The sequence below is a fragment of the Sanguibacter biliveldensis genome, from assembly GCF_033798665.1.
Lineage (GTDB): Bacteria > Actinomycetota > Actinomycetes > Actinomycetales > Cellulomonadaceae > Sanguibacter > Sanguibacter inulinus.
Genome location: NZ_CP138359.1, coordinates 3,262,709 through 3,286,270 on the forward strand (window position 1 = coordinate 3,262,709; position 23,562 = coordinate 3,286,270).

Genomic DNA, 23,562 nt, shown 5'->3' on the forward strand with positions numbered 1-23,562 from the left:
GCCGCGACCGGGTGGGGCGCGCTCAGTCCGAGAGGTTGGTGCTCAGCACGTCGAGGACCCGCGAGCGCACCTGCCGGGACCGCTCCCCCAACCTGTCGGCGACGACCTCGACGAAGGCCTCGAGGACGATCGCGTGCGGGACCCGCGACGTGTGCTCGAGCTCGGCACGGAACGAGCCCGCCGCTGGGCCGACGACCAGGGCCACGTCGGCCAGGGCTGTGAGAGGCGACTCGACAAAGCTCGTGAGCACCACCACGGGGACGCCGGCGGCACGCCCCGCACGCGCGACCCGCAGGCTCGACTCGCTGGCCCCCGACCCGGAGACGACGAGGCAGAGGTCGGACGGGGTCAGCTGGGCGGCGGCGATCTGCTGGCCGATCGGGTCGGCCACGCACTCGGTCGGTCGCCCGACGGCCGTCAGCCGCAGGGCGAGATCGGCGGCGAGCGGCGACGAGAGGCCGTTGCCCGTCGCAAGGACCCGCCCGGCGCCGACGCAGAGGGCGACGGCTCGTTCGACGTGCTCGTCGGACAGCACGCTGGTGATCTGCTGGAGGGTCGCGGCGAGGGACTCGACGTGCGTCCTCACACGGCCGAGGGCCGTGTCGGGGTGGGCCGGGGGCTCGGCGCCCAGCGCGAGCTCACGGGCGAGCGCCACCCGCAGCTGGGGATACCCGCGATAGCCGAGCCGCTGGCACGTGCGGATGACCGACGACCGCGCCACCCCCGCCCTGTCGGCGATCTCCTGCGCCGTCGCCTCGACGGCCGCTGCGACGTCGTCGAGGACGAGGTCGACCACGCGTCGCTCAGTCGGCTGGAGGGCGTTGCGGACCGTCGCGATCCGTACCGAGGGCCAGACGTCGGGCCCGAGGTCCGTGTCGGTCGAGCTGCTGGTCGTGCTGGCGGCAGGCTCTGCGCTGGTCGTGCTGGCGGCAGGCGTCGAGCTGCTGGTCGTGCTGGCGGCAGGCTCGGCGCCATCGGCGGTGACCGTCGGGTGGTCTGCGCCGGGACCCGTGGCGGGCAGGGTAGCGCTCATCGTCCTGTGCTCCCGTCGGTGAGGCGGCGTCGCACCGCGGCGGAGACCGCGTCGATCGCCATCGTCACGACCACGACGACGATCAGCAGCACCCCGACGGTGGACCACTCACGGTACTGGGTGTACGAGGTGAGCATGTCGCCGATCCCACCCACGCCGATGAGCCCGAGGACGGCCGAGGCGCGCACGTTGATCTCGAACCTGTAGAGCCAGAACGAGAAGAAGTCCGTCGCCGCGCTCGGCCACACACCCCAGCGCAGCGCCTCGACCGTCGAGCCGCCCGCGGCACGCACGGCCTCGACAGGACCGTGGTCGACGCCCTCGACGGACTCATAGCCCCACTTGCCGAGCGTCCCGACGCTGTTGACCGCGAGCGCGAGCGCCCCGGTGAGCGGGGTCAGGCCGGTGACGGACAAGATGATGATCGCGATGATGATCTCGGGGACAGCCCGGATGAGCGAGAAGAGACCGCGGAGCGCGCCTCGCACAGGTGCGGGTCCGTAGCCGCGTGCGGCGAGGAAGCTCAGCGGGAAGGACACGACGATGCCGAGCACAGTCCCCAGCCAGGCCATCTCGACCGAGCGCAGGGTCTGTCGCAGGGCCTCGGGGAGCTTGTCCCACGACGGCGCGGAGAACATGAGGTCGAGGTAGTGGACCACCTGGCCGGGCAGGCTGGCGAGCCGTGACCACTGGATGTCGATCGACCAGAAGGCGACGAGGGCTGTCGCCGTGGCGACGGTGAGGGCCACGGCGCGCAGGACTCGCACGGGCCGGCGAGGTGCGGTGACCGCGGCCGGTCCTGTGCGCGTGGGAGCGAGGGTGGTCATACGAGCCTCCGGCGGACGATCGAGCTGACGAGGTCGATGACGAGCACGGCCACCAGGATCTCGAGGATGATGAGCGAGAGCTGGTCGTACCTGTAGTACGTGCGCACGGCGTCGACCAGGAGCCCGAGACCTCCGGCGCCGACGAGTCCCAGGACGCTCGACGCGCGGACGTTGAGCTCGAGCACGTAGAGCGTCTGGTTGACGAAGCTCGGCAGCATGTCCGGCAGGGCGATCGTCCTGTTGATCTGGGTCTGGGTACCGCCGGCGGCGCGACCGGCCTCGAGGGGGCCGCGGTCGGAGCCGTCGATGGTCTCGGAGACCATCTTGACGACGATCCCGACGTTGAACAGCACGAGGGCGATGACCCCGGGGAGCGCGCCGACACCGACCATCGCGACGAGCACGGCGGCGTAGAGCAGCTCGGGGACGGCCCGGACGACGTTGAGCGCGAGGCGCACGGCGCCTCGTGTCCAGCGGTCCGGGTTCGTGGGCCGCGCAGCCCACATGCTCACGGGCAGCGCGACGGCTGCCCCGACGACAGTCGCGACGACGGCCATCTGGAGGGTCTCGAGCATCGGCTCGACGGTCCGCGGGAAGAACGACCAGTCGGGGCTGAACAGCCTGACGATCCTGTCGGCACCGTTGCGCCAGTTCCGCGCGATGGCGTCGGCGTCGAAGCCGATGGCCCACGGGCTGAGGGTCGCTGCGGTGAGGACCAGGACGACGGCGAGCGCGGCCCACGGCTTCCAGCGCCCCGCCGGACGGGGCGGTACGGCGAGCGGAGGGCGGCCGGCCGTACCGTCACCTGCGGTGCGCGTCCCTCCCGCTCCCTGAGCCCCTCCTGCGGCCGGCATCCCTCCCGCTGCCCCGGGTCTGGGGGTCTGTGTCGTCTTCATCCGCCGAGCACGTCCTGCTGGCGGATGCTGCGCCCGTAGATCTCCTCGAAGACGGCGTCGCTCGCGGTCGCCGCCGGGCCGTCGTAGACGACCTTGCCGGCACGCAGCCCGATCATCCTGGTGCCGTACTCGCGGGCGAGGTCGAGCAGGTGCAGGTTGGTGAGCACGGTGATGCCGAGCTCGGTGTTGATGCGGCGCAGGTCCCCCATGACGGCGTGGGCGCTCGGCGGGTCGAGGCTCGCGACCGGCTCGTCTGCGAGGACGATCCGTGGCTGCTGCGTGAGGGCACGGGCGATCGCGACGCGCTGCTGCTGCCCGCCCGAGAGGTTGGAGGCCCGCTGCCACGTCTTGTCGAGGATGCCGACGCTGTCGAGCGCCTCGAAGGCCAGCTGCTTGTCGGCCGCCGTGTAGGCACCGAGCAGGGTGCGCCAGGTCGGGGTGTGCGCGAGGCGTCCGACGAGCACGTTGTTGAGGACCGTCGTGCGCCTGGCGAGGTTGAAGCTCTGGAAGATCATCCCGATGCTGCCGCGCACGGCACGGGCCTGGCGGCCGGAGAGCCTGCCGAGGGTGTGCTCGCCGACGGTGACCTCGCCCGAGGTCACCGGGACCAGCCCGTTGATGGTGCGGATGAGCGTGGACTTCCCCGAGCCGGAGAGGCCGACGACCGAGACCATCTCACCGGCCTCGATGTCGAGGGTCACGCCGTCGAGGGCGGTCACGCCGCCGGGGTAGCGCACGGTGACGTCCCGCACCCGGACCGGCCAGGAGCGGGACGTCACCTGCTGGGGAGCGAGAGTCACTGGAGACCGAGCTTCTCGGCTGCCTGCGCCACGACGTCGAGCGTGCTCGGGTCGGCCGGGGCCAGCTTGCTGATGGAGTAGATGTCCGTGAGGATCTTCGATCCCTCGGGGGTGCTCGAGTAGTCCGCGAGCGCCGTGGTGATCTTGTCCTGCAGCTCGGGCGAGAGGTCGGCCGAGAGCGCGACGCCGTCGTTGGGGATCTCGTCGGTCAGCGCGAAGACGACGACCTTCTGGCCGACGTCGGGGACGTCCTTGGCGACGATGTCGCGGGCGTCCCAGAAGCTGAAGCCGACCTCGGCGTCGCCGTTGTAGACGGCCAGCACGCTCGCGTCGTTGGTGGTGACGGGGATCTGCTCGATCCCGGTGTCGGTGTCGATGCCCGCGTTCTTCAGCGCGAGGACCGGGTAGATGTAGCCGGCCGGGGAGCCGGGGCCGAGGAGCGCGACCTTCGCACCCTCGACCTTGGTGATCGAGTCGAGACCGGCCGGTCCCACGAGGGCGTCGGCGCCGTTGCAGAACAGCTTGCCGTCGCGCTCGACGGGGGTGTCGTCGCAGTACTTGTCGGGGTTGTTCGTCATGAGCTGGGCCGGGTAGGAGATGTTCCCGTTGCGCTCGGTCTGCAGGACGACCGAGGCGTCGTACATGTCCGAGGCCTGCCACAGCTGGAGCGAGGGCAGGAACCCGATCTGCGCCTGTCCTGCGCCCATGGCCTCGACGGCGGCCTGGTAGTCCTTGGACACGACACCGGTGACCTCGATGCCGAGCTCGTCGGTGAGGAAGTCGGTGAGCGGCTTCGCGGTGTCGACGAGACCCCCCTGGTCCTGGGAGGGCACGAGCGCGAGGGTGAGCGACGTCGGGTCGGCAGCGGGGCTGCCGTCGGTGCTGCCCGAGGCCTCCGAGCTGCAGGCGGCGAGGGAGCCGAGGGTGAGGAGTGCGACGGAGGTGAGTGCCAGCTTCGTGAGCTTCACAGGTCTGCCTTTGCGGTGGTTGCGGAGGTTGCGGTGGTGAGGTGCTGGACGGGACGTGCAGGTGGCGGCTGATGCAGATGGTGGGGCTCGAGGTCGGCTGCGGCCCAGGCGGTGATGCCGGGGACGAGGCCGTCGAGGGTGTCGGCGCTGTAGGTCGCCCGGACGTCGCCGACGCCGCCTCGGGTCAGGAGCGCTGTCGCGGCGCCGCGGGCCCACACGGGCTCGAGGTCGTTGTGCCACACGTCGCCGACGCTCAGGACGGGGCCGCGGGCGAGCATCTCGTCAGCCAGGGCGTGCATCCCGGCGGGCTTGCCGACCGAGGTGCGGACCTCGTCGAAGGCGTCGGTGACCCCGAGGACCGCGAGCGCCCTGTCGAGCCCTGTGGCCGGGGCGTTCGTGGCGAGCACCAGGTAGGCCTGCGTGCTCAGCCTGCGCAGCCACGAGGCGAGGTCGTCGTGCCCTGCGGTGGTCCTGCCGGCCGACCGGGTGAGGACCGGGGCCGAGATCACGGCGTGCTCTGTCGCGAGCAGCTCGCGGCTGGCCAGGTAGGCGGCCGAGAGCACGGCGCCGTCAGCGCCATGGCCGACGGCGACCTGGCGGACCAGGTCGTAGTCGTCGACCGGTGCGGCTGCCGGTGAGCCGGTCAGTCCTGTGCGGCCGTGCAGACCTGCCGTGACGGCTGCCCGGAAGCCGTCGGCGAGACCAGGTGCGAGACGGACCGCGACCTGCTCTGCGTAGGCGAGCACGGGGCCGTCCCCGACGGTGATGGTGCCGTCGAAGTCGAAGATGATCACGCGGTCGCGTGCCGTTCTCGTCACGTGCCCTCCGGAGCCGGTGCTGTGCGCACCACGGCTGTGGACGCGATGTCCACACTAGGAGGAGCGTATGGACGCTTTGGCTACGGCGGGGTGAACACCGCATGACGTTCCCGGGACGGTACGGGGTGGTGGTCCGTCCTGCGGCGGCCCCACCTCGCAGCGCACCCGCCGCAGTCGTGAAAAGATCACCGCATGGAACCGTCCGCGCTCGCCAAGCTGCTCGACCAGGAGGCGTGGGCCCTGCTCAACGCTCTCCCGCCCTACGAGGAGAAGCTCGCGATGGTCCTCTCCGAGCGGCTGCGCGCCAAGGGCTTCGACCCTGAGGTCGTCGCGCTCGTCCTCACCCAGTCGCGGCTGCGCGCCAAGGCCGAGGCCAAGTTCGGGCCCTTCGCCGACGGGATGCTCTTCACCCCGGCCGGCCTCGAGCAGGCGACCCGTCTCGTGGTCGCCGCGCACCACGCGCAGCGCTACCTCGCCGCAGGCATCACGACGGTCGCCGACCTCACCTGCGGGATCGGTGCGGACTCCATGGCCTTCGCGGGCGTCGGCCTCAAGGTCGTCGCGACAGACCTCGACGAGGCGACAGCCGCCGTGGCGACGGTGAACCTGCGAGCCTTCCCCGAGGCTGTGGTCCGGCATGCCGACGGCCTCACGCTCGACCTCGCCGCTGAGGGCCTCACCGACGGGACCGGCGGCATCTACGCCGACCCCGCCCGCCGCACCCGCTCGGGCAAGCGGATCTTCGACCCCAAGGCCTACGCCCCCGCCCTCGACGACGTGTGGGCGCTGCGGTCGCAGGTCCCGGCCGTCGGCATCAAGGTCGGCCCCGGGATCCCCCACGAGGGACTGCCCGCAGACTGCGAGGCACAGTGGGTCTCGGTCGACGGGGACGTCGTCGAGGCCGGTCTGTGGTTCGGGCCGCTCGCCCCCGACGGTCCCGGACGCTCCGCGCTCCTGCTGCGCACCGAGGGCGGCCAGACCCTCGCGAGGACGTACCGCGGCGACGGGATCGCCACCGGGACCGGCGAGGGTGAGTCCCTGCCCGAGGCCGTGGACGGCGTCGAGGGCGTCGGCCGCTATCTCCACGAGCCCGACGGGGCGGTCATCCGCGCCGGCCTGGTCGCCGACGTCTCGCGCGCGCTCCACGGCCGCCTGCTCGACCGCACCATCGCGTACGTCACGACGGACGAGAGGCTCGACGACGGCGAGCAGGTCCCGCTCGCCACGGGGTACAGGGTGCTCGACACCATGCCCTTCGGCGTCAAGCGGCTCAAGAGCTATCTGCGCGCCCGCGACGTGGGACGCGTGACCATCAAGAAGCGTGGCACCGCCGTCACGCCCGAGTCGCTGCGCGCCCAGCTCGCGCTCAAGGGCTCGGCCGAGGCTACGCTCGTCCTCACCCGCGTCGCCGGCGCCCAGCACATCCTGGTCGTCGAGCCCCTCGGCCACCCCGGGCAGCCCGTCGCGCCGCTCACCTCTCCCCCGTCAGACTCGGAGTGACCATGCACCTGCCCTTCGCCACGTCAGAGCGGTCGACCGTCGGGATCGAGTGGGAGCTCGCCCTCGTCGACAAGGACTCCGGTGACCTGCGCCAGGTCGCCCAGCACGTCCTGGACGCCGTGACCCCGGCCGACGGCTCGCAGCACCCGCACATCCGGCAAGAGCTGTTGCTCAACACCGTCGAGGTGGTCTCGGGCGTCTCGCGCACGGTCCGCCAGGCGGGCGACGACCTCGAGCGCAGCATGGACGAGATCCGCGAGCTGACCGACCCACTGCGGGTCGAGCTCATGTGCGCCGGCACGCACCCCTTCGCCCGGTGGGCCCAGCAGAAGGTCACCGACAAGGAGCGCTACGCCACCCTCATCGACCGCACCCAGTGGTGGGGCCGCCAGATGCTCATCTACGGCGTGCACGTGCACGTCGGCATCGAAGACCGCGACAAGGTCCTGCCGATCTCCCGCGCGATGCTCGGGTACTTCGGCCTGTTCCAGTCCCTCTCGGCCTCGAGCCCGTTCTGGGGCGGCAAGGACACCGGCTACGCGTCCAACCGCGCGCTGATGTTCCAGCAGCTGCCGACGGCCGGTCTCGGCTTCCAGTTCGAGGAGTGGGAGCAGCTCGAGGGCTACGTGGCCGACATGATGCACACGGGTGTCATCGACCAGTTCGACGAGGTCCGCTGGGACCTGCGCCCCTCTCCCAGGTTCGGGACCCTCGAGACGCGCATCTGCGACGGCGCCTCGAACATCACCGAGGTGCTCGCCTTCGCGGCCCTCAACCACTGCCTGGTCGAGCACCTGTCGACGATGCTCGACGAGGGCAAGGAGCTCCCGACCATCCAGCCGTGGTTCGCCCAGGAGAACAAGTGGCGCTCGGCCCGCTACGGCATGGACGCGATCCTCATCCTCGACAGGGCCGGCAACGAAGAGCTCGTCACGGACGCAATCTCGAGGCTGCTCGTCGAGCTCGAGCCTGTCGCCCGGCGTCTGGGCTGCCTCGACGAGCTCGACGGCATCCGGACGATCATGCGCAAGGGTGCCGGCTACCAGCGCCAGCGCGCCGTCGCCCGCCGCAACGGTGGAGAGCTCGACGCCGTCGTGGCGTCGCTCGTCGCCGAGATGCGAGCCGGCAAGCCGTTGTGACGCTCGGGGGCCCGGGATCCCGGGATCCCCCTGAGGCTGCGTCCCGCAAGAGCACCCCGTCGTCAGTCTGCCCGCGCGGTCCGGGCACTCGGCACCGAGGAGCCCCGGGACGCCGCCCTGAGGAGCCTGGTGCCCAGGGCTCGGCCCCAGACGGTTCGCCTCAGACGCTCACCGTGGTGAGGGGCATCGACGAGTCGACGGGGATGTCGAGGGCCGACGGGGCTACCCCTGCGCGTACCACCGCGGAGCCGAGCGCGGCGATCATCGCGCCGTTGTCCGTGCAGTAGCGGATCGGCGGGATGCGCAGCGTGATGCCAGCCTGCGCGCACCGCTCGGCGGCGAGGTCGCGCAGCTGCGAGTTGGCCGAGAATCCCCCGCCGATCACGAGGGTGTCGACGCCGTTGCGCTCGCACGCCGCGATCGTCTTGGCGGTGAGCACGTCGGCCACGGCTGCCGCGAAGGACGCGGCGACGTCGGCGGTCGGCAGCGGTGCCCCGCTGTCGGTGTGCGCCTCGACCCACCGGGCCACGGCCGTCTTGAGACCGGAGAACGAGAAGTCGTACATGTGCTTGGCCTGGTCCTTCGCGGCGGTCAGACCGCGCGGGAACCTGATGGCCGTCGGGTCACCCTCGCGGGCGAGCCTGTCGACGTGCGGCCCACCCGGGTAGGGCAGCCCGAGCAGACGGCCGACCTTGTCGAAGGCCTCGCCCGCGGCGTCGTCGAGGGTCGAACCGAGCTCTGTCACGTCGGTCGCGATGTCGTCGACCAGCAGCAGCGAGGAGTGCCCACCCGAGACGACCAGCGCCATGAACCGCTCGGGGAACTCCCCGTGCACCAGCTGGTCGACGGCTGCGTGCCCGACGACGTGGTTGACGCCGTACAAGGGCTTGCCGAGCGCGACCGCGAGGGCCTTGGCGGCCGAGGCGCCGACTGTCAGCGGGCCGACAAGACCAGGTCCGGCGGTGACGGCGATCGCGTCGACGTCGGACAGCCTGACGTCGGCCTCGGCGAGCGCGCGCTCGAGCGTAGGGACCATGGCTTCGAGGTGCGCACGGGAGGCGACCTCCGGGATGATGCCGCCGAAGCGGGCGTGCTCGTCGACCGAGCTGGCGACAGCGTCGACCAGCAGGTCGTTCCCGCGGACGAGCGCGACACCGGTCTCGTCGCACGAGCTCTCGATGCCGAGGATGAGGGGCGCAGACATGCTCCCCAGCCTAGGACACGGGAGGGCTGTGCCTGGCACCGGACCGGCCGTGACGCTGACCTCGTCGGGAGGCGGCTGGGGCTGGAGAACTCGCCGGCTCAGGCGCCGACGGCCGCCGGGCGCTCCGGGTCGCTCGACCACTGCGACCACGAGCCCGGGTACAGCGCCGCGTCGATGCCGAGGCTCGCGAGGACGGCGACCTGGTGCGAGGCCGTGACACCCGAGCCGCAGTAGACCGCGAGCTGCTGGTCCTCCCCCGACGCCAGGTGCGGTGCGCCGCTCAGCACGCCCGCGGCGACGAACCTGTCGAGCAGGGCCTCCGGCGTGAGCGTGCGGCCCGAGGCGTCGAGGGTGCCGGCCGTCGGCAGGCTGACCGCACCAGGGATGTGGCCGGCACGGGGGTCGACGGGCTCGACCTCTCCGCGGAACCTCTCGCCGGCACGCGCGTCGAGGAGGACACCTGTCGCCGCGACCCGCTGCGCCTCGTCGGCGTCGACCACGGGCATGTGGCCCGGGGTCAGGACGATCGAGCTCTCGGGGACGACGACGTCGCCGCTCTCGACAGCGCCACCGCGAGCGCGCCAGGCGCTCAGACCACCGTCGAGGATGCGCACGTCGTCGACACCGGCCCAGCGGAGCAGCCACCAGGCCCGCGCGGCCGACATGCCGGACACGTCGTCGTAGACGACGACCGGGACGCCGCGCCGGACACCCCAGCTGCGAGCGGAGTCTTCGAGGGAATCGAGCCCGGGCAGCGGGTGCCGACCGGCTGCTGGCGATGCTGGGCCTGCGAGCTCGGTCTCCAGGTCGACGAAGACCGCGCCGGGGACGTGAGCCGACTCGTACTGCGCGCGGCCGTCGCTGCGGCCGAGAGCCCACCGCACGTCGAGGATCGTCAGCGGCTTGCCCGAGTCGAGCAGCCCCTGCAGGCCTGCGGGGCCGACGATCACGCGGCCTCGCCGCTCGTCGAGGTCGACGGTGTGGTCGCTCATGCTGTGCCCGCCCGGGCCGCGGCCGCGGCCGCTGCGCCTGCGGGGTCGGAGACCACCGAGGGGCTCGGTGCAGACGACGGGCTCGGTGCGGACGTGGTCTCAGGAGCACCGCCCGAGTCCGCCGCTGCGGCGAGGTCGAGTCGCATCGTCCACGCGTCGACGTCTTCGGGCTGGTAGTAGCGCTTGCGCAGGCCGAGCCTGACGAAGCCGAACTTCTCGTACATGGTGATCGCGGCGGCGTTGTTCACGGCCACCTCGAGCAGGACGCCTGTCGCGCCGATCTCGCGAGACCTCTCGACGAGGGCCGTGAGCAGCTGCGAGCCGATCCCGCAGTGCTGGGCACGGGTCGCGACCCCGAGGGTCATCACCTGGGTGATCTCGCCGTCGAACCACAGTCCCGCGTAGCCGACCAGGTCACCGGGACCCGCCCGGTCTAGGCGGACCTCCTCGGCGGCGACGTACCAGCGACCGAGGCCACCGAGCTCTTCGGCAAGCATGCCGTGGCTCCACGCACCGCGGCCGAAGAGCTCGACCTCGAGCTCGACCACCCGTGGCAGGTCGCTCGCCCGCAGGGGGCGGACCCGGGCGACGGTCCGCCCGCCGCCGAGGGTCGACGACCCGTCGGAGCCTGGCATCAGGTCGCCCGCTTCGGGGCGGCGGGCTCCTGCGCGTCCGGGCGCCGGAGGTAGAGGGGCTCGCTCGAGAGCTCTTCGCCCTGCGACACCCGGGCCAGGGCGAGGCGGGCCAGGTACGCGGGGTCGGGCAGGCACGGCGCACCGTCGCGGGTGCTCGTGCCCTCGAAGGCCTCGGCGTACAGCTCGGTGCCCTGCCCGACGACGACGGCACCTTCGGCGAGGCCTGCGGCGACGACGTCGGCAGCCGTGCCGACCTCGGGTCCTGCCGTGGTGTGCACGGCGCGGGCACCGAGCACCCCGACCTCGTCGACCGTGTAGCGGGCGTAGTAGACCTCGCGGCGCCGTGCGTCGGCGGCCACGAGGACGTGGGCGTCGTGCGGCAGGTCGAAGACCTCAGCCGTCTCGGAGGCGATCGCGTCGAGGCTCGAGATGCCGAAGACCGGGATCTCGAGAGCCCGTGCCATGGTGCGTGCGGTGACCAGCCCGACCCGCAGCCCTGTGAAGGGCGCCGGGCCCGTACCGACGACGATCGCCTTGAGGTCACCGGGGGTGATCCCGGCCTCCGCGAGGACCTCTTGGATCATCGGGGCGAGGAGCTCGGCGTGGCGGCGCTGCTCGACCACCCGGCGTGCAGCGAGCTGCGTGCCGAGGTTGTCGAGGAGAGCGACGGCCACCGCCGCTGACGTGTCGAGCGCTAGAACTGCCACGACCTCAGCCTACTGACTCATGGCGGTCGGTGGGAGCCAAGGGGTCCTGGCTCGCAGCGTCTGCGTCGATCGCACCCGGGAGCTCGAGACCGGCCCACCGCTCGCCGAAGCCCTCGACGGTGAGGCGGCGCGTGCCGGACTCGGCGTCGTCGAGGATCGCGGCGAGCTCGTCCTGCGTCGCGCCGGCGGCCCCGCGCGGGCGGCTGAGCGTGAGCTCGAGCCGGTCCCGGGCGATCGACTCGACGAGGCCGCGGCCCCACTCCACGACAGTCACCGACTCGTCGAGGCTCGCGTCGAGGTCGAGGGCGTCGACCTCGTCGAGGGACCCGAGCCTGTAGGCGTCGACGTGGACGAGGGCGGGTCCGTCCCCGAGCGGCGGGTGGACGCGCGCGATGACGAAGGTCGGCGAGGCCACCTGCCCGCGGACGTCGAGGCCTGCCCCGATGCCCTGCGTGAGCGTGGTCTTCCCCGCTCCGAGGTCACCGGTGAGCATGACGAGGTCGCCGGCCCGCAGCAGGGCTGCGAGCGCGCGGCCGAGCGCACGGGTCGCGTCGGCGTCGGGCAGGTCGATCGTGAGATGAGAGGTGCGAGTCACCCCACCAGTATCTCCGGCGTCAGACCGCAGGACCACCCTGCCGGGCCTCGGGCAGGTCGACGTCGCCGACGTACTCCCGCGGGACCCGGGCCCCGAGCCGGGTGACGATCTCGTAGCTGATGGTCTCGGCGGCGTCGGCCCAGTCTTGCGCCGTGGGTCCTCCGTCGGTGCCCGGTCCGAAGAGCACGACGGTGTCGCCGGGCTGCTCGGTCGCGCCGGGCCCGAGGTCGACGACCACCTGGTCCATGCACACCCGGCCTGCCACGGCGAGCGTCCGGGCGCTCGCGCCCGAGCCGACACGGACAGGTCCCCCAGGCCGGCGCGGCAGGTCGCCCGAGGCGTGCCGCGGCACGCCGTCGCCGTAGCCCAGCGGGACGACGCCGAGGGTCGTCCGCTCCGTCGTCGTGTACTGGTGGCCGTAGGACACACCGCTCCCCGCGGGCACCTCCTTGACCGTCGCGAGACGTGCCTCGAGGGTCATCGCCGGGACGAGGCCGTAGTCGGAGGCGCTCCCCAGGTCCGGGACCGGGGTGAGCCCGTAGACGGCGAGGCCCGGGCGGACCAGGTCGTAGTGCAGACGAGGGTTCGTGAGGGTCGCCGCCGAGTTCGCCAGGTGCCGCACCTCGAGGTGGGCCCCTGCCTGCTCGGCGCGACGGACGGCGTCGTCGAAGACTGCCGCCTGCGCGAGCACCGTGGGGTGGGCCGGGTCGTCTGCGAGCGCGAGGTGCGACCAGATGCCGACGACCTCGACGAGCCCGTCGGACTGCGCGGCGACAGCGGAGGCGAGGACGGTGTCGAGCTCCTCGGGCATGATCCCGTTGCGCCCGAGCCCGGTGTCGACCTTGAGGTGGATGCGGGCCGTCCGGCCCGTCTCCTGCGCCGCTGCGAGCACGGCGTCGAGGGCCCAGGACGCGGAGACCGCGACGTCGACGTCTGCGCGGAGGAGGTCTGCGAGGGGTGCCCCGGGTGCGTACAACCAGGTGAGGATCCGCGAGGAGATGCCTGCTGCGCGCAGCGCGAGGGCCTCGGCGAGCTGGGCGGTCCCGAGCCAGGTCGCCCCGCCGGCGAGCGCAGCCCGCGCCGCCGGGACGAGCCCGTGACCGTAGCCGTCGGCCTTGACGACAGCGAGGACCTGGGCACCGGTCCCGGCTGACGGCGAGGCGTGGCGGAGGAGCGAGCCGACGTTGTCCCGGATGGCCCCGAGGTCCACGACAGCGCGCGCGGGGTAGTAGCTGGTCATGCCCCCACGATCTCACGCACGACCCGGGAGCAGCGGCGAGCGGGGGTCAGCGACGCACGATCCTGTCGGCGCGGGACCTCCCCGGAGCGACGAGCCGGGCGTTGCGCTCGTCGGGCCCGCTCGCCCACGCGCGGGCGTCGTCGGGGCTGCGGCCGTGGCGCTCGAGCCGCGCGACGAGCCTCTCGACCCGGGTCGACTGCGGGAGGTCCAGGTACCAGACCGTGTCGAGCAGCCCGCGCACCTGGTCCCACCCGTGGTCGTCGTGCAGCAGGTAGTTGCCCTCGGTCACCACGACCCTGACGTCCGGGTCGACCGCGACGGCCCCGGCGACAGGTTCTTCGATCTCACGACGGAACTCCGGGGCGTAGACCGTACGACCACCCGGGGCCCGCAGCCGCGCCAGGAGCGCGACGTACCCGTCCACGTCGAAGGTGTCCGGCGCTCCCTTGCGGTCAGCGCGGCCGAGCCGCTCCAGCTCGCGCTGGGCGAGGTGGAAGCCGTCCATCGGCACGAGGACCGCCGTGGTCCCAGCCTCGACCAGGGCGTCGACGAGCTCGGAGGCGAGCGTGGACTTGCCGGCACCGGGCTGGCCTGCGATGCCGAGGAGCAGCCGCGGGCGGACGAGGGCGGCGAGCACCTCGTCGACCAGCGCGGTCACGGTGTCGGGCCTGTCCCCGGTCGTGTCCTCGGTCTGAGCATCTCGCGTCACAGGTCGCCGCGCAGCAGGGCTGCGACTGTCCCGGGGACAGCCTCGGCCACGTCGAGCGCCGAGACCGGACCACCGGGGTTGGCCCTGTGGGCCGCCCGGCCGTGCAGCAGAGCCGCGCTGGCTGCGAGGAGGGCAGGCAGGCCCGGGTCACGCACGGCGTCCTCCGAGCGGGCGGCGAGCAGAGACCCGAGGATCCCTGTGAGCACGTCCCCGGCACCCGCTGTCGCGAGCCACGACGGTCCGTCCGTCTGGGCGTAGGCGCCCGAGGGTCCGACGACGACGGTCACCTCTCCCTTGAGCAAGACCGTCGCACCGGTGAGGTCGCGGGCCCGGCGGGCCCAGCGCAGCGGCTCGGCCTCGACGTCCGACCTCTCGACGTCGTCGCCCCGCGACCTGAGCAGCGTCGCGAGCTCGCCGGCGTGCGGGGTCAGGACGACCCAGGGCGGGCAGCGGTCGGGCAGCAGCGGCAGCGCGCCGGCGTCGACGACCACGGGGACGGCGTCTCCGACGACGTCGGAGGACAGCTCGCCTGTCGCCTGGGCGAGGGCGTGCCGCACCCGGGTGCGCTGCGACCTGGCGGCGTCACCGGAGCCCGAGTGCCCGGACTTCCCCGAGGGTGCTGCAGGCGCCGAGGGTGCTGCGGGGAGGCCCGGTCCCACGGCCCAGGCCTGGACCCGTCCCGCGGCGGGGACCACCTCGGGGCGCGCGGCGAGGACAGCGGCCGTGACCGACGGGTCTCCCAGGTAGCGGACCATGCCGACCCCCGTGCGGACCGCACCCGAGACCGTGAGCACAGCAGCCCCCGGGAAGTCTTCGGTCCCGGCCACGACACCCAGCACACCCCGGCTGTACTTGTGCGCGGTCCCTGTCGGCGGGGCGAGCGCCCCCTGGTCCACGAGGTCCTGGGGTGCCAGCCTGCGGACGGCTCCAGGGTGCCAGGTGCGGTCGTCGTCGAGCCCCAGCCCGATGTCGACCACCTCGACCACTCCGGCGAGGGCCGCCGCCGGGGGCAGCAGCAGACCGGGCTTGGCCGCGCCGAAGGTCACCGTGCGGTCGGCGCGCAGCACGGCAGGGGCGCTCGGCTGATGCGTCCCGCGGCTCCCGCTCCGTGCGGGGTCCGGTCGAGGCAACGACCCGTCGTCGACCCCGATGCCGCTCGGGACGTCGACCGCGACGACGAGCGGCCTCCGCGGGCCAGTCTCGAGATGCCGGACGACAGCCCGCACCACGTCGCCCGCGAGCCCGCGCAGCCCGCCCGAGGCGCCGATGCCGAGGATCCCGTCGAGCACGACGTCGGCCTCGACGACGTGCCGCGCGACGTCGTCGAAGGTCCGCCCCGCGGCGTGCGTCACTGTCCCGCCGGCGGCGCGCAGGGCAGCCAGTCCGTCACGGTGGACCCTGTCGTCGAGGAGCACGGCGCTCACGCGCACACCACGACCGGCGAGCCGCGCCCCTGCGAAGAGCGTGTCTCCCCCGTTGTTCCCCGAGCCCACGAGCAGGCAGGCGTGAGCCCCCCGGACGGTACCTCGGGCGGCTCGCAGCTCGCGGAGCACCACCCCGGAGAGCGCCCACGACGCTCGCTGCATGAGCGGCTCTCCTCGCGCGAGCAGAGGGTCTTCGGCCGCGCGCACGGCCCGGGCGTCGTGTGCCTGGATCATCTGGCCATCATGCCGCAGTCGGCAGGCCTCGCACCTGGGCCGACGCCGGTGCACCGCCGGACACCCGAACGTAAGGTGGGTCACATGCGATTCGGACTCTTCATCCCCCAGGGCTGGCGCCAGGACCTCACGGGCATCGCGCCGGCCGACCAGTGGTCTGTCATGGACGGCCTCGCCCAGCACGCCGACACAGGCTCCGCCTTCGACTCCGTGTGGGTCTACGACCACTTCCACACCGTGCCCGAGCCGACCGAGGAGGCCACCCACGAGGCCTGGTCGCTCATGGCCGCCTTCGCCGCGTCGACGTCGCGGGTCAAGCTCGGTCAGATGTGCACCTGCATGGCCTACCGCAACCCCGCCTACCTCGCGAAGGTCGCGACGACGGTCGACGTCATCAGCGGCGGCCGTGCCCAGATGGGGATCGGTGCCGGCTGGTACGAGCACGAGTGGCGTGCCTACGGCTACGGCTTCCCCAGGGCCGGCGAGCGCCTCGACATGCTCGACGAGGGCGTGCAGATCATGCGGCAGATGTGGACCGAGGGCACAGCGACCCTCGACGGGAAGCACTACCAGGTCGACGGAGCCCGCAACTACCCCCTGCCCCTCCAGGAGGGCGGCATCCCGCTGTGGATCGCCGGCGGGGGCGAGAAGAAGACGCTGCGCATCGCCGCGCAGCACGCCGACTACACCAACTTCGACGGCACGGCCGAGACCTTCACGGCCAAGTCGGAGATCCTCCGCGGCCACTGCGACACCGTGGGCCGCGACTTCGCGGAGATCACCCGCTCGGCCAACTACAACGTCATCATCGGAGAGACCGCCCAGGACGTCGACGACCGGCTCGCCTGGCTCGGAGAGCACTACGCCAAGACCGTCCCCAGCAAGGCCGCCGAGACCGTCGAGTCCCTGCGCCAGGGCCCCCTCGTCGGCACCCCCGAGCAGATCGTCGAAGAGCTCACCCGCCTCGAGAAGCTCGGCATGACCTACGCCATCACCTATTTTGCAGAGGCCGCCTACGACCGCTCCGGCATCGAGCTCTTCGAGTCCCAGGTGGTCCCCGAGCTCAGCTGACCCCCAGGCCCCCCTGAGAAGGCTCGCTGCAGGCACACCGAACGACCCGCCGCAGCGAGCCTTCTCCAGCCGTCTCCGCCGACACTCGCCGAGCCCTCACCCGCGATGCGCACCGAGCCCACCCCCGTCACGCGATGCGCAGCGAGCCCGCCCCCGTCACGCGATGCGCAGCGAGCCGTCCCCGTCAGGCGATGCGCAGCGAGCCGTCCTCGGCAGCGCAGCAACCCGAGCAGATGCTCCCGGAGAGGAGCGAGGCGCAGCGAGCGTGCGCGCGATCGTGGTGGGCCTGGCACGGCGTGCCCAGGCACGCCGCGGAGATCGCGCGCACGCTCGCGGAGCCTCGCGGACCCCCAAGACATCAGCTCTCAGCCACCACCATGGCAGTAGCGATCCCCCCGTCGTGCGACAACGACAGGTGGAAGTACGCCACCCCCAGCTCCGCAGCCCGCGCAGCAACGGTCCCGCGCACCTCGACGACAGGCGCCCCGCCCCGGACCCGCGGGATCGTGCAGTCGTGCCACAGCAGGTTTCCCGGGGCCCCGAGCGCCTTGGCGAGGGCCTCCTTGGCGGCGAACCTGGCGGCGAGCGACGAGGGCGCGAGGTCGCGCTCGGGAGGTGTGAAGAGCTTCTCCCGCAGTCGCGGTGCCCGTTCGAGGGTCGCCATGAACCGTTCGATGTCGACGACGTCGACCCCCACCCCGACGATCATCAGGCCGCCCGGAGTCGCGGCGCGCGCCCCTGCAGGACCCCGGGCACGCGGACGGCCGCCGCCACCGAGGTGACGACGGCCGGTCCGTGCGAGGACGTCGGGGTCATTCGACCGTGACGGACTTCGCGAGGTTGCGCGGCTGGTCGACGTCGAGCCCGCGGGCTGTCGCGAGCTCGCAGGCGAAGATCTGCAGCGGGACGACTGTGAGCAGCGGCGCGAGGAGCGTCGGGGCCTGCGGGACCCAGAACACCTCGTCGGCGTAGGGCAGCACGGCCTCGTCGCCGTCTTCGGCGAGCACCAGGGTGCGAGCCCCGCGGGCGCGGATCTCCTGGATGTTGGAGATCACCTTGGAGTGCAGCGAGTGGCGGCCACGAGGCGACGGCACGATGACGAAGACCGCCTGACCGGGCTCGATGAGGGCGATCGGACCGTGCTTGAGCTCACCGGCCGCGAAGCCCTCGGCGTGGATGTAGGCGAGCTCCTTGAGCTTGAGCGCACCCTCCATCGCGACGGGGAACCCGACGTGACGCCCCAGGAACAGCACGGACGACGTGTCGGCCATCCAGCGGGCGATCTCCCGCACGCGGGCCCCGCGGTCGATGACCTCCTGGATCTTGCCGGGCATCTCGCGGAGCTCGTCGTAGATCTTCGCGATCTCGTCGGGGAACATGTTGCCGCGCAGCTGGGCGAGGTACAGACCGAGCAGGTAGGCAGCGGTGATCTGCGAGAGGAACGCCTTGGTCGAGGCGACGGCGATCTCGGGTCCGGCGTGCGTGTAGAGCACGGCGTCGGACTCGCGCGGGATGGTCGAGCCGTGCGTGTTGACGATCGAGATGACCTTGGCACCCTGCTCGCGGGCGTGGCGCACGGCCATGAGCGTGTCCATGGTCTCGCCCGACTGGGTGATGGCCACGACGAGGGTCTTCTCGTTGACGACGGGGTCGCGGTAGCGGAACTCGTGCGCGAGCTCGACCTCGACGGGAATGCGGCACCAGTGCTCGATGGCGTACTTGGCCACGTGCCCGGCGTAGGCGGCTGTCCCGCAGGCGATCACGACGATCTTGTCGACGGTGCGGAGCACGGACTCGTCGATGCGCAGGTCGTCGAGGACGAGTCGGCCCTCGAGGTCGGTGCGCCCGAGGAGGGTGTCCCCGACGGCCTGGGGCTGGTCGTGGATCTCCTTGTCCATGAAGGAGGCGAAGCCGCCCTTCTCGGCGGCCTCGGCGTCCCAGTCGACCGTGAAGCGGCGCGGCTCGACGACAGCGCCCTCGAAGTCGATGACGGAGACGGCGTCGGGGGTGATCGTCGCGATCTGGTCCTGCCCGAGCTCGAGAGCCTCACGGGTGAAGGCGATGAACGCTGCGACGTCGGAGCCGAGGAAGTTCTCGCCCTCTCCGAGCCCGACGACGAGCGGTGAGTCGTGACGGGCACCCACGACGGTGTCGGGGCGGTCGGCGTGGACGGCGAGGAGCGTGAAGGTGCCCTCGAGCCTGACGGCCGTGCGGCGCATCGCCTCGGTGAGGTCTCCGGCCTCGGCGAGCTCCTTGGCGAGGAGGTGGGCTGCGACCTCGGTGTCCGTCTCGGACAGGAAGGTCACGCCGTCGGCTGCGAGCTCGACGCGCAGCGCTGCGAAGTTCTCGACGATCCCGTTGTGGATCACGGCGAGGCGTCCACCGTCGGCGAGGTGCGGGTGCGCGTTGAGGTCGTTGGGTGCGCCGTGGGTGGCCCAGCGGGTGTGCCCGATCGACGCCGTGGCGTCGGCCAGGGGGTGGGCCTCGAGCTCTGCCGTGAGGTTCAGCAGCTTCCCGGCCTTCTTGGCCGAGACGACGCGGTCGACCCCGGGGGCGACGAGCGCCACACCTGCGGAGTCGTAGCCGCGGTACTCGAGCCGCTTCAGGCCGTTGAGCGCGACCTCGAGGGGGCGCGAGGAGGGGACCTGTGATCCGACGTAACCAACGATTCCGCACATGGTCCCAGAGTCTAGACGACGCACCCCGCTGCTCCATCAGGCAGAATCGTCGGGTGGTAGCCCAGAACATCGTCCCCGCGACGCCCTACGTCGATCTCGACAGGGCGGCGTGGTACCGGCTCTCCGAGTCGACCCCCCTCCCGCTGACCGACGCCGACGTCGCCAGGCTGCGTGGTCTCGGCGACCCTGTCGACCTTGCCGAGGTCGACACTGTCTACAGGCCGCTCTCGCGCCTGCTCAACCTCTACGTCGCGACCGCCGGCAGCCTGCACCAGGCGACGTCGACCTTCTTGCGGGAGGACTCGGGCCGGACGCCCTACGTGATCGGCGTCGCCGGCTCGGTGGCCGTCGGGAAGTCCACCACGGCCCGTGTGCTGCGCGAGATGATGGCCCGCTGGCCGGACACCCCCCGTGTGGAGCTGGTGACGACCGACGGCTTCCTCTACCCCAATGCCGAGCTCGAGCGCCGTGGCCTCATGGAGCGCAAGGGGTTCCCCGAGTCCTACGACCGTCGGTCGCTCATCAGGTTCTTGTCGAAGGTCAAGGCCGGGCGCCCGGAGGTCCGTGCCCCCGTGTACGACCACCTCACCTACGACATCGTCCCCGGTGCCGAGACCGTGGTGCACAGACCTGACGTGCTGATCGTCGAGGGCCTCAACGTCCTGCAGCCCGGACGCGCCACGCAGTCGGGGTCAGACCTGTCGGTGAGCGACTTCTTCGACTTCTCGATCTACGTCGACGCCCGGACGTCTGACGTGCGTCAGTGGTATGTCGACAGGTTCTTGTCCTTGCGCTCGACGGCGTTCTCACGACCGGAGTCGTACTTCCACAGGTATGCGGGGCTCTCGGACGACGAGGCTGTCGCCCGCGCCGAGCACATCTGGGACACGATCAACGAGCCGAACCTGCTGCAGAACGTCGCCCCGACCCGGAGCCGGGCGACGCTCGTGCTGCACAAGGGCCGCGACCACTCGGTCGAGCGGGTGCGGCTCCGCAAGATCTGAGGACCGCTGGCGACCGGGATGGCTCAGGCTGCGGTGGCTCCCGCGGCGACAGGCTCCCGCACCGCTGGGACGGCTGGGTCGCCCGCCTCGTCGGCTGCCGCTCTCGCGACGTCAGCGCTGCTGCGCCCGAGCAGGCGTCCGACGACGAGGTCGACCACGTAGCCGAGCGCGATCCCGCCGACCACCCCGACGACCATGGCGACCAAGGGTCTGTCGCCGAGCCACATGCCCGACCCGATGCCGATGAGGGTCGAGTAGCCCGCCCAGGTGACCCCGCCGACCGTCGCGAGAGCCAAGAACCGAGGTGCCGGCATCTTGATGGCCCCCGCCGTCATGTTCACGGCGACGCGCCCGACAGGCACGTACCGCGCCGAGACGATGAACCTCGCCGGGCGGGCAGCCAGTGCACCCTCGGCCCAGTCGAAGGCTGCCTGGAGACGACGTGCACGCATGACCCGCCACCCACGGATGTGCAGATGACGACCCAGCAGGTAGGCGATCGAGTCCCCCAGCACCGCCCCCACGGCTGCGGCCGCGACGATCGCCCAGAGGGGTGGTCCTCCTGTCGACACCGCGTACGCGGCGACCGCGATGACGAGGGTCTCGCTCGGCACCGGCGGGAAGAACGCGTCGACCACCACGAAGAGGACGAGGACCGCGAAGACCCAGGGTGACGCGGCGAGGCCCACGGCCCAGGTCTCGACGGACTGCAGCACGTTCTCGATGATCTCCAGCACGTGCGTCGTCCCCTCCTTGGCCCGGACGTCCCGGTGTCCCACCAGCGTAGAAATCCGACGTGGCAGGCACCATCGGGTATCTCCCCGATGTGTCCCTGACAGTTCAGCACGCGGTCTCAGGGGTGGGCATCGGCCGCACGGATGACCGCAGGACGCACGAGGCCCACCTCAGGGACGAGCCGAGGTGGGCCAGAAGGTGCAGACGGCGTGCCGCGCGGGCCGTGGCAGCCGCGTTCGCGCGGGGTGAGTCAGGCAGTCGGGAAGCGGAGTGCCTGAGCGGCCTCGGCCGGGCCCTCGTGCCCACCCCAGAGCGTGGCGAGGTTGTCGTTCGAGGTGAGGGAGCGGATCTCGGCGTGGTCGAGGTACAGCTGGCCTCGGAGGTGGTCCGTCTCGTGCTGGACGATCCGCGCCGGCCAGCCCGTGAGCTCTTCGTCGAGCTGGCGCCCCGTCTCGTCCTGACCTGTCAGACGGACGGTGCGGAACCGCGTCACGACGGCCTGGTAGCCCTCGACGCTGAGGCAGCCCTCGAAGAACGAGCGTCGCTCGTCGCCGACGCCCTCGTAGGACGGGTTCACGAGCACCCTGTGCTCGAGCGGCGTGCGCTCGCGCGGGTCCTGGGCGTCAGGCGCCCCGGCGTCGTGCACCACGGCGATCTGGAGCCCGATGCCGATCTGCGGAGCCGCGAGACCCACCCCCGGGGCGTCGACCATCGTCAGGCGCATGGCGTCGAGGAGGGCGGGCAGCAGGTCGCCGAGCTGACCGTCGTAGGCCGCCGCCGGCTGGCGCAGCACAGGGTGCCCCGCCTGGACGATCGGCAGGACCCCACGGTCGAAGGTGTCGAGGTAGCGCTCGACAGCGTCACGGAACGAGGGCTGGAGTGTCATGTCACGGGCTCCTGGGGCGACGGCGGCTCGGAGGACGAGCGTTCGGGTGAGGGTCAGAGGGCGAGGCGCACGCGGACGACGTCGGCGAGAGACTCTGCGACGGTGTCGGCCTGCTCCTGGGTCGCGGCCTCGACCATGACCCGGACGAGCGACTCGGTCCCCGAGGGTCGCAGCAGCACCCGGCCGGTCTCGCCCAGCAGGATCTCGGCCTCGGCGACGGCGGCGAGGACGTCGCTGTCGCTGCTCGCACGGCTCTTGTCGACACCCTTGACGTTGACCAGAGACTGCGGGAGACGACCGATGGCCGAGGCGAGCTCCGACATCGTCTTCTTCGTCTCCGCCAGACGGCTCAGCAGGTGCAGCGCTGTGAGCGTGCCGTCACCCGTGGTCGCGTAGTCCGTGAGGAGGACGTGACCGGACTGCTCGCCACCGACCGAGTAGCCGCTGCGGCGCATCTCCTCGAGGACGTACCTGTCTCCCACGGCCGTCTCGACGGTCCGGATCCCGGACTTCTGCATCGCGAGCTTGAGCCCCAGGTTCGACATGACCGTCGTCACGAGGGTGCCGTTGGTCAGCGTGCCCCGCTCGGCGTGAGCCTGGGCGAGGATCCCCATGATCTGGTCGCCGTCGACGATGTTGCCGTCTTCGTCGGCAGCGATGCAGCGGTCGGCGTCGCCGTCGAAGGACACACCCGCGTGGGCCCAGTGGCCGACTGTCGCCGCGGCCATGCGGCGGGGGTGGGTGGCGCCGTAGCCGGAGTTGATGTTGATGCCGTCGGGGTAGGACCCGATGACCACGACCTCCGCGCCAGCGCGGCGCAGGGCCTCAGGGCCCACCTCGCTCGCGGCACCGTTGGCCGAGTCGACGACGACCTTGAGCCCGTCGAGTCGGTAGGGCACGGTCGAGACGAGGAAGTCGACGTAGCGCCACACGGCTGTGTAGTCCTGCGTCATGCGACCGACGTCGGCGCCTGTCGGACGGTCCCAGTCAGCGCGCAGCCGCGCCTCGATCTGGTCTTCGACCTCGTCGGCGAGCTTGTACCCCGACCTGTCGAAGAACTTGATGCCGTTGTCCTCCATCGGGTTGTGCGAGGCCGAGAGCATGACACCGAGGTCCACGTCCATGCTGTGGGTCAGGTACGCCACGGCAGGGGTGGGGACGACACCGACGTCGATGACGTCGACACCGGCGCTCGCGAGGCCGGCGCAGACGGCGGCCGAGAGGAACTCGCCCGAGGCACGGGGGTCGCGACCGACGACGGCCTTCGGGCGGTGACCCGAGAACACGCCACGCTGCCCGAGCACGTGTGCTGCTGCGACCGCGAGGTCGAGAGCGATCTCGGCGGTGACGTCACGGTTCGCGAGGCCGCGCACACCGTCTGTTCCGAAGATACGAGCCATCTGCTGGTACACCCCTGTGAGAAGAGAGAGATCACGGCAGCGGGACTCCGCAGCCCGCCGGTCGAAC

General features: G+C 71.9%; 23 protein-coding genes. 4 read left to right on the plus strand and 19 right to left on the minus strand.

The features are described from left to right. Positions 1–22 precede the first annotated feature (22 nt). Genes SANBI_RS14190 through SANBI_RS14215 form a run of 6 tightly spaced genes read right to left on the minus strand, consistent with a single transcriptional unit; the run spans position 23 to position 5,342 of the window. Positions 23–1,033 carry a MurR/RpiR family transcriptional regulator gene (locus SANBI_RS14190; protein WP_319156144.1) on the minus strand — a complete coding sequence of 337 codons (1,011 nt, stop codon included), beginning with the start codon at positions 1,031–1,033 and terminating at the stop codon, positions 23–25. Next, positions 1,030–1,860 (minus strand): phosphonate ABC transporter, permease protein PhnE, encoded by an 831-nt coding sequence (phnE, locus tag SANBI_RS14195; RefSeq protein WP_319156146.1) that lies wholly within the window; start codon positions 1,858–1,860, stop codon positions 1,030–1,032. The genes SANBI_RS14190 and phnE (SANBI_RS14195) overlap by 4 nt, the downstream gene beginning before the upstream one ends. Continuing rightward, entirely contained in the window at positions 1,857–2,756 is a 900-nt protein-coding gene (gene phnE / locus SANBI_RS14200) for a phosphonate ABC transporter, permease protein PhnE (protein WP_319156148.1), read from the minus strand. Before phnE (SANBI_RS14200) ends, phnE (SANBI_RS14195) begins: the two co-directional genes overlap by 4 nt. Then, positions 2,753–3,556 (minus strand): phosphonate ABC transporter ATP-binding protein, encoded by an 804-nt coding sequence (phnC, locus tag SANBI_RS14205; protein WP_056128803.1) that lies wholly within the window; start codon positions 3,554–3,556, stop codon positions 2,753–2,755. Before phnC ends, phnE (SANBI_RS14200) begins: the two co-directional genes overlap by 4 nt. Next, positions 3,553–4,524: a phosphate/phosphite/phosphonate ABC transporter substrate-binding protein gene (gene phnD, locus SANBI_RS14210; RefSeq protein WP_319156151.1), complete on the minus strand. Its 972-nt coding sequence runs from the start codon at positions 4,522–4,524 to the stop codon at positions 3,553–3,555. Before phnD ends, phnC begins: the two co-directional genes overlap by 4 nt. After that, a complete protein-coding gene (locus SANBI_RS14215; protein WP_319156153.1) occupies positions 4,521–5,342 on the minus strand; it encodes an HAD family hydrolase in 822 nt (273 codons plus the stop codon). Before SANBI_RS14215 ends, phnD begins: the two co-directional genes overlap by 4 nt. 192 nt (positions 5,343–5,534) lie before the next feature. On the opposite strand from SANBI_RS14215, the gene SANBI_RS14220 reads away from it, so the two are divergent. Further along, entirely contained in the window at positions 5,535–6,842 is a 1,308-nt protein-coding gene (locus SANBI_RS14220; protein WP_319156155.1) for a class I SAM-dependent methyltransferase, read from the plus strand. Positions 6,843–6,844: 2 nt separating this feature from the next. Continuing rightward, on the plus strand, positions 6,845–7,981 hold the full coding sequence (locus tag SANBI_RS14225; RefSeq protein ID WP_179912111.1) for a glutamate--cysteine ligase: 1,137 nt from the start codon (positions 6,845–6,847) through the stop codon (positions 7,979–7,981). Between the two features lie 160 nt (positions 7,982–8,141). Here SANBI_RS14225 and tsaD read toward each other — a convergent pair whose 3' ends face one another. From tsaD to SANBI_RS14265, 8 genes are all read right to left on the minus strand, one after another. Beyond that, a complete protein-coding gene (gene tsaD, locus SANBI_RS14230; protein WP_319156158.1) occupies positions 8,142–9,185 on the minus strand; it encodes a tRNA (adenosine(37)-N6)-threonylcarbamoyltransferase complex transferase subunit TsaD in 1,044 nt (347 codons plus the stop codon). Positions 9,186–9,283: 98 nt separating this feature from the next. Continuing rightward, the gene (locus SANBI_RS14235) at positions 9,284–10,177 is read right to left on the minus strand and encodes a sulfurtransferase (protein WP_319156162.1); all 894 of its coding nucleotides are present in this window, start codon (positions 10,175–10,177) and stop codon (positions 9,284–9,286) included. Then, positions 10,174–10,812, minus strand: coding sequence for a GNAT family N-acetyltransferase (locus SANBI_RS14240; RefSeq protein ID WP_319156164.1), 639 nt, complete (start codon positions 10,810–10,812; stop codon positions 10,174–10,176). The genes SANBI_RS14235 and SANBI_RS14240 overlap by 4 nt, the downstream gene beginning before the upstream one ends. Continuing rightward, positions 10,812–11,519, minus strand: a complete 708-nt coding sequence (tsaB, locus tag SANBI_RS14245) for a tRNA (adenosine(37)-N6)-threonylcarbamoyltransferase complex dimerization subunit type 1 TsaB (RefSeq protein ID WP_319156166.1) — start codon at positions 11,517–11,519, stop codon at positions 10,812–10,814. The genes SANBI_RS14240 and tsaB overlap by 1 nt, the downstream gene beginning before the upstream one ends. A gap of 4 nt (positions 11,520–11,523) precedes the next feature. Further along, complete coding sequence (tsaE, locus tag SANBI_RS14250) at positions 11,524–12,114, minus strand: tRNA (adenosine(37)-N6)-threonylcarbamoyltransferase complex ATPase subunit type 1 TsaE (RefSeq protein ID WP_319156168.1); 591 nt, start codon at positions 12,112–12,114, stop codon at positions 11,524–11,526. 19 nt (positions 12,115–12,133) lie between these two features. Continuing rightward, positions 12,134–13,354 carry an alanine racemase gene (alr, locus tag SANBI_RS14255; protein WP_319156170.1) on the minus strand — a complete coding sequence of 407 codons (1,221 nt, stop codon included), beginning with the start codon at positions 13,352–13,354 and terminating at the stop codon, positions 12,134–12,136. A gap of 46 nt (positions 13,355–13,400) precedes the next feature. After that, positions 13,401–14,012, minus strand: a complete 612-nt coding sequence (locus tag SANBI_RS14260) for a nucleoside/nucleotide kinase family protein (protein ID WP_319156172.1) — start codon at positions 14,010–14,012, stop codon at positions 13,401–13,403. Positions 14,013–14,059: 47 nt separating this feature from the next. Continuing rightward, complete coding sequence (locus SANBI_RS14265) at positions 14,060–15,721, minus strand: bifunctional ADP-dependent NAD(P)H-hydrate dehydratase/NAD(P)H-hydrate epimerase (protein ID WP_319156174.1); 1,662 nt, start codon at positions 15,719–15,721, stop codon at positions 14,060–14,062. 84 nt (positions 15,722–15,805) lie between these two features. Between SANBI_RS14265 and SANBI_RS14270 the strand changes: the two genes are divergently transcribed. Then, entirely contained in the window at positions 15,806–16,792 is a 987-nt protein-coding gene (locus tag SANBI_RS14270; protein WP_319156176.1) for an LLM class F420-dependent oxidoreductase, read from the plus strand. Between the two features lie 358 nt (positions 16,793–17,150). On the opposite strand, the gene SANBI_RS14275 is transcribed toward SANBI_RS14270, so the two are convergent. After that, complete coding sequence (locus SANBI_RS14275; protein ID WP_319156178.1) at positions 17,151–17,501, minus strand: holo-ACP synthase; 351 nt, start codon at positions 17,499–17,501, stop codon at positions 17,151–17,153. Positions 17,502–17,604: 103 nt separating this feature from the next. Continuing rightward, on the minus strand, positions 17,605–19,470 hold the full coding sequence (glmS, locus tag SANBI_RS14280; protein ID WP_319156180.1) for a glutamine--fructose-6-phosphate transaminase (isomerizing): 1,866 nt from the start codon (positions 19,468–19,470) through the stop codon (positions 17,605–17,607). Positions 19,471–19,523: 53 nt separating this feature from the next. Between glmS and coaA the strand changes: the two genes are divergently transcribed. Continuing rightward, entirely contained in the window at positions 19,524–20,474 is a 951-nt protein-coding gene (coaA, locus tag SANBI_RS14285; RefSeq protein ID WP_319156182.1) for a type I pantothenate kinase, read from the plus strand. A gap of 23 nt (positions 20,475–20,497) precedes the next feature. Here the strand turns inward: coaA and SANBI_RS14290 are convergent, their stop codons facing one another. From SANBI_RS14290 to glmM, 3 genes are all read right to left on the minus strand, one after another. Continuing rightward, the gene (locus tag SANBI_RS14290) at positions 20,498–21,253 is read right to left on the minus strand and encodes a DedA family protein (RefSeq protein WP_319156185.1); all 756 of its coding nucleotides are present in this window, start codon (positions 21,251–21,253) and stop codon (positions 20,498–20,500) included. 206 nt (positions 21,254–21,459) lie between these two features. Next, positions 21,460–22,095, minus strand: a complete 636-nt coding sequence (locus SANBI_RS14295; RefSeq protein WP_179912120.1) for a peptide deformylase — start codon at positions 22,093–22,095, stop codon at positions 21,460–21,462. A 53-nt stretch (positions 22,096–22,148) separates the two neighbouring features. Then, complete coding sequence (glmM, locus tag SANBI_RS14300; protein ID WP_319156187.1) at positions 22,149–23,495, minus strand: phosphoglucosamine mutase; 1,347 nt, start codon at positions 23,493–23,495, stop codon at positions 22,149–22,151. Positions 23,496–23,562 lie beyond the last annotated feature (67 nt).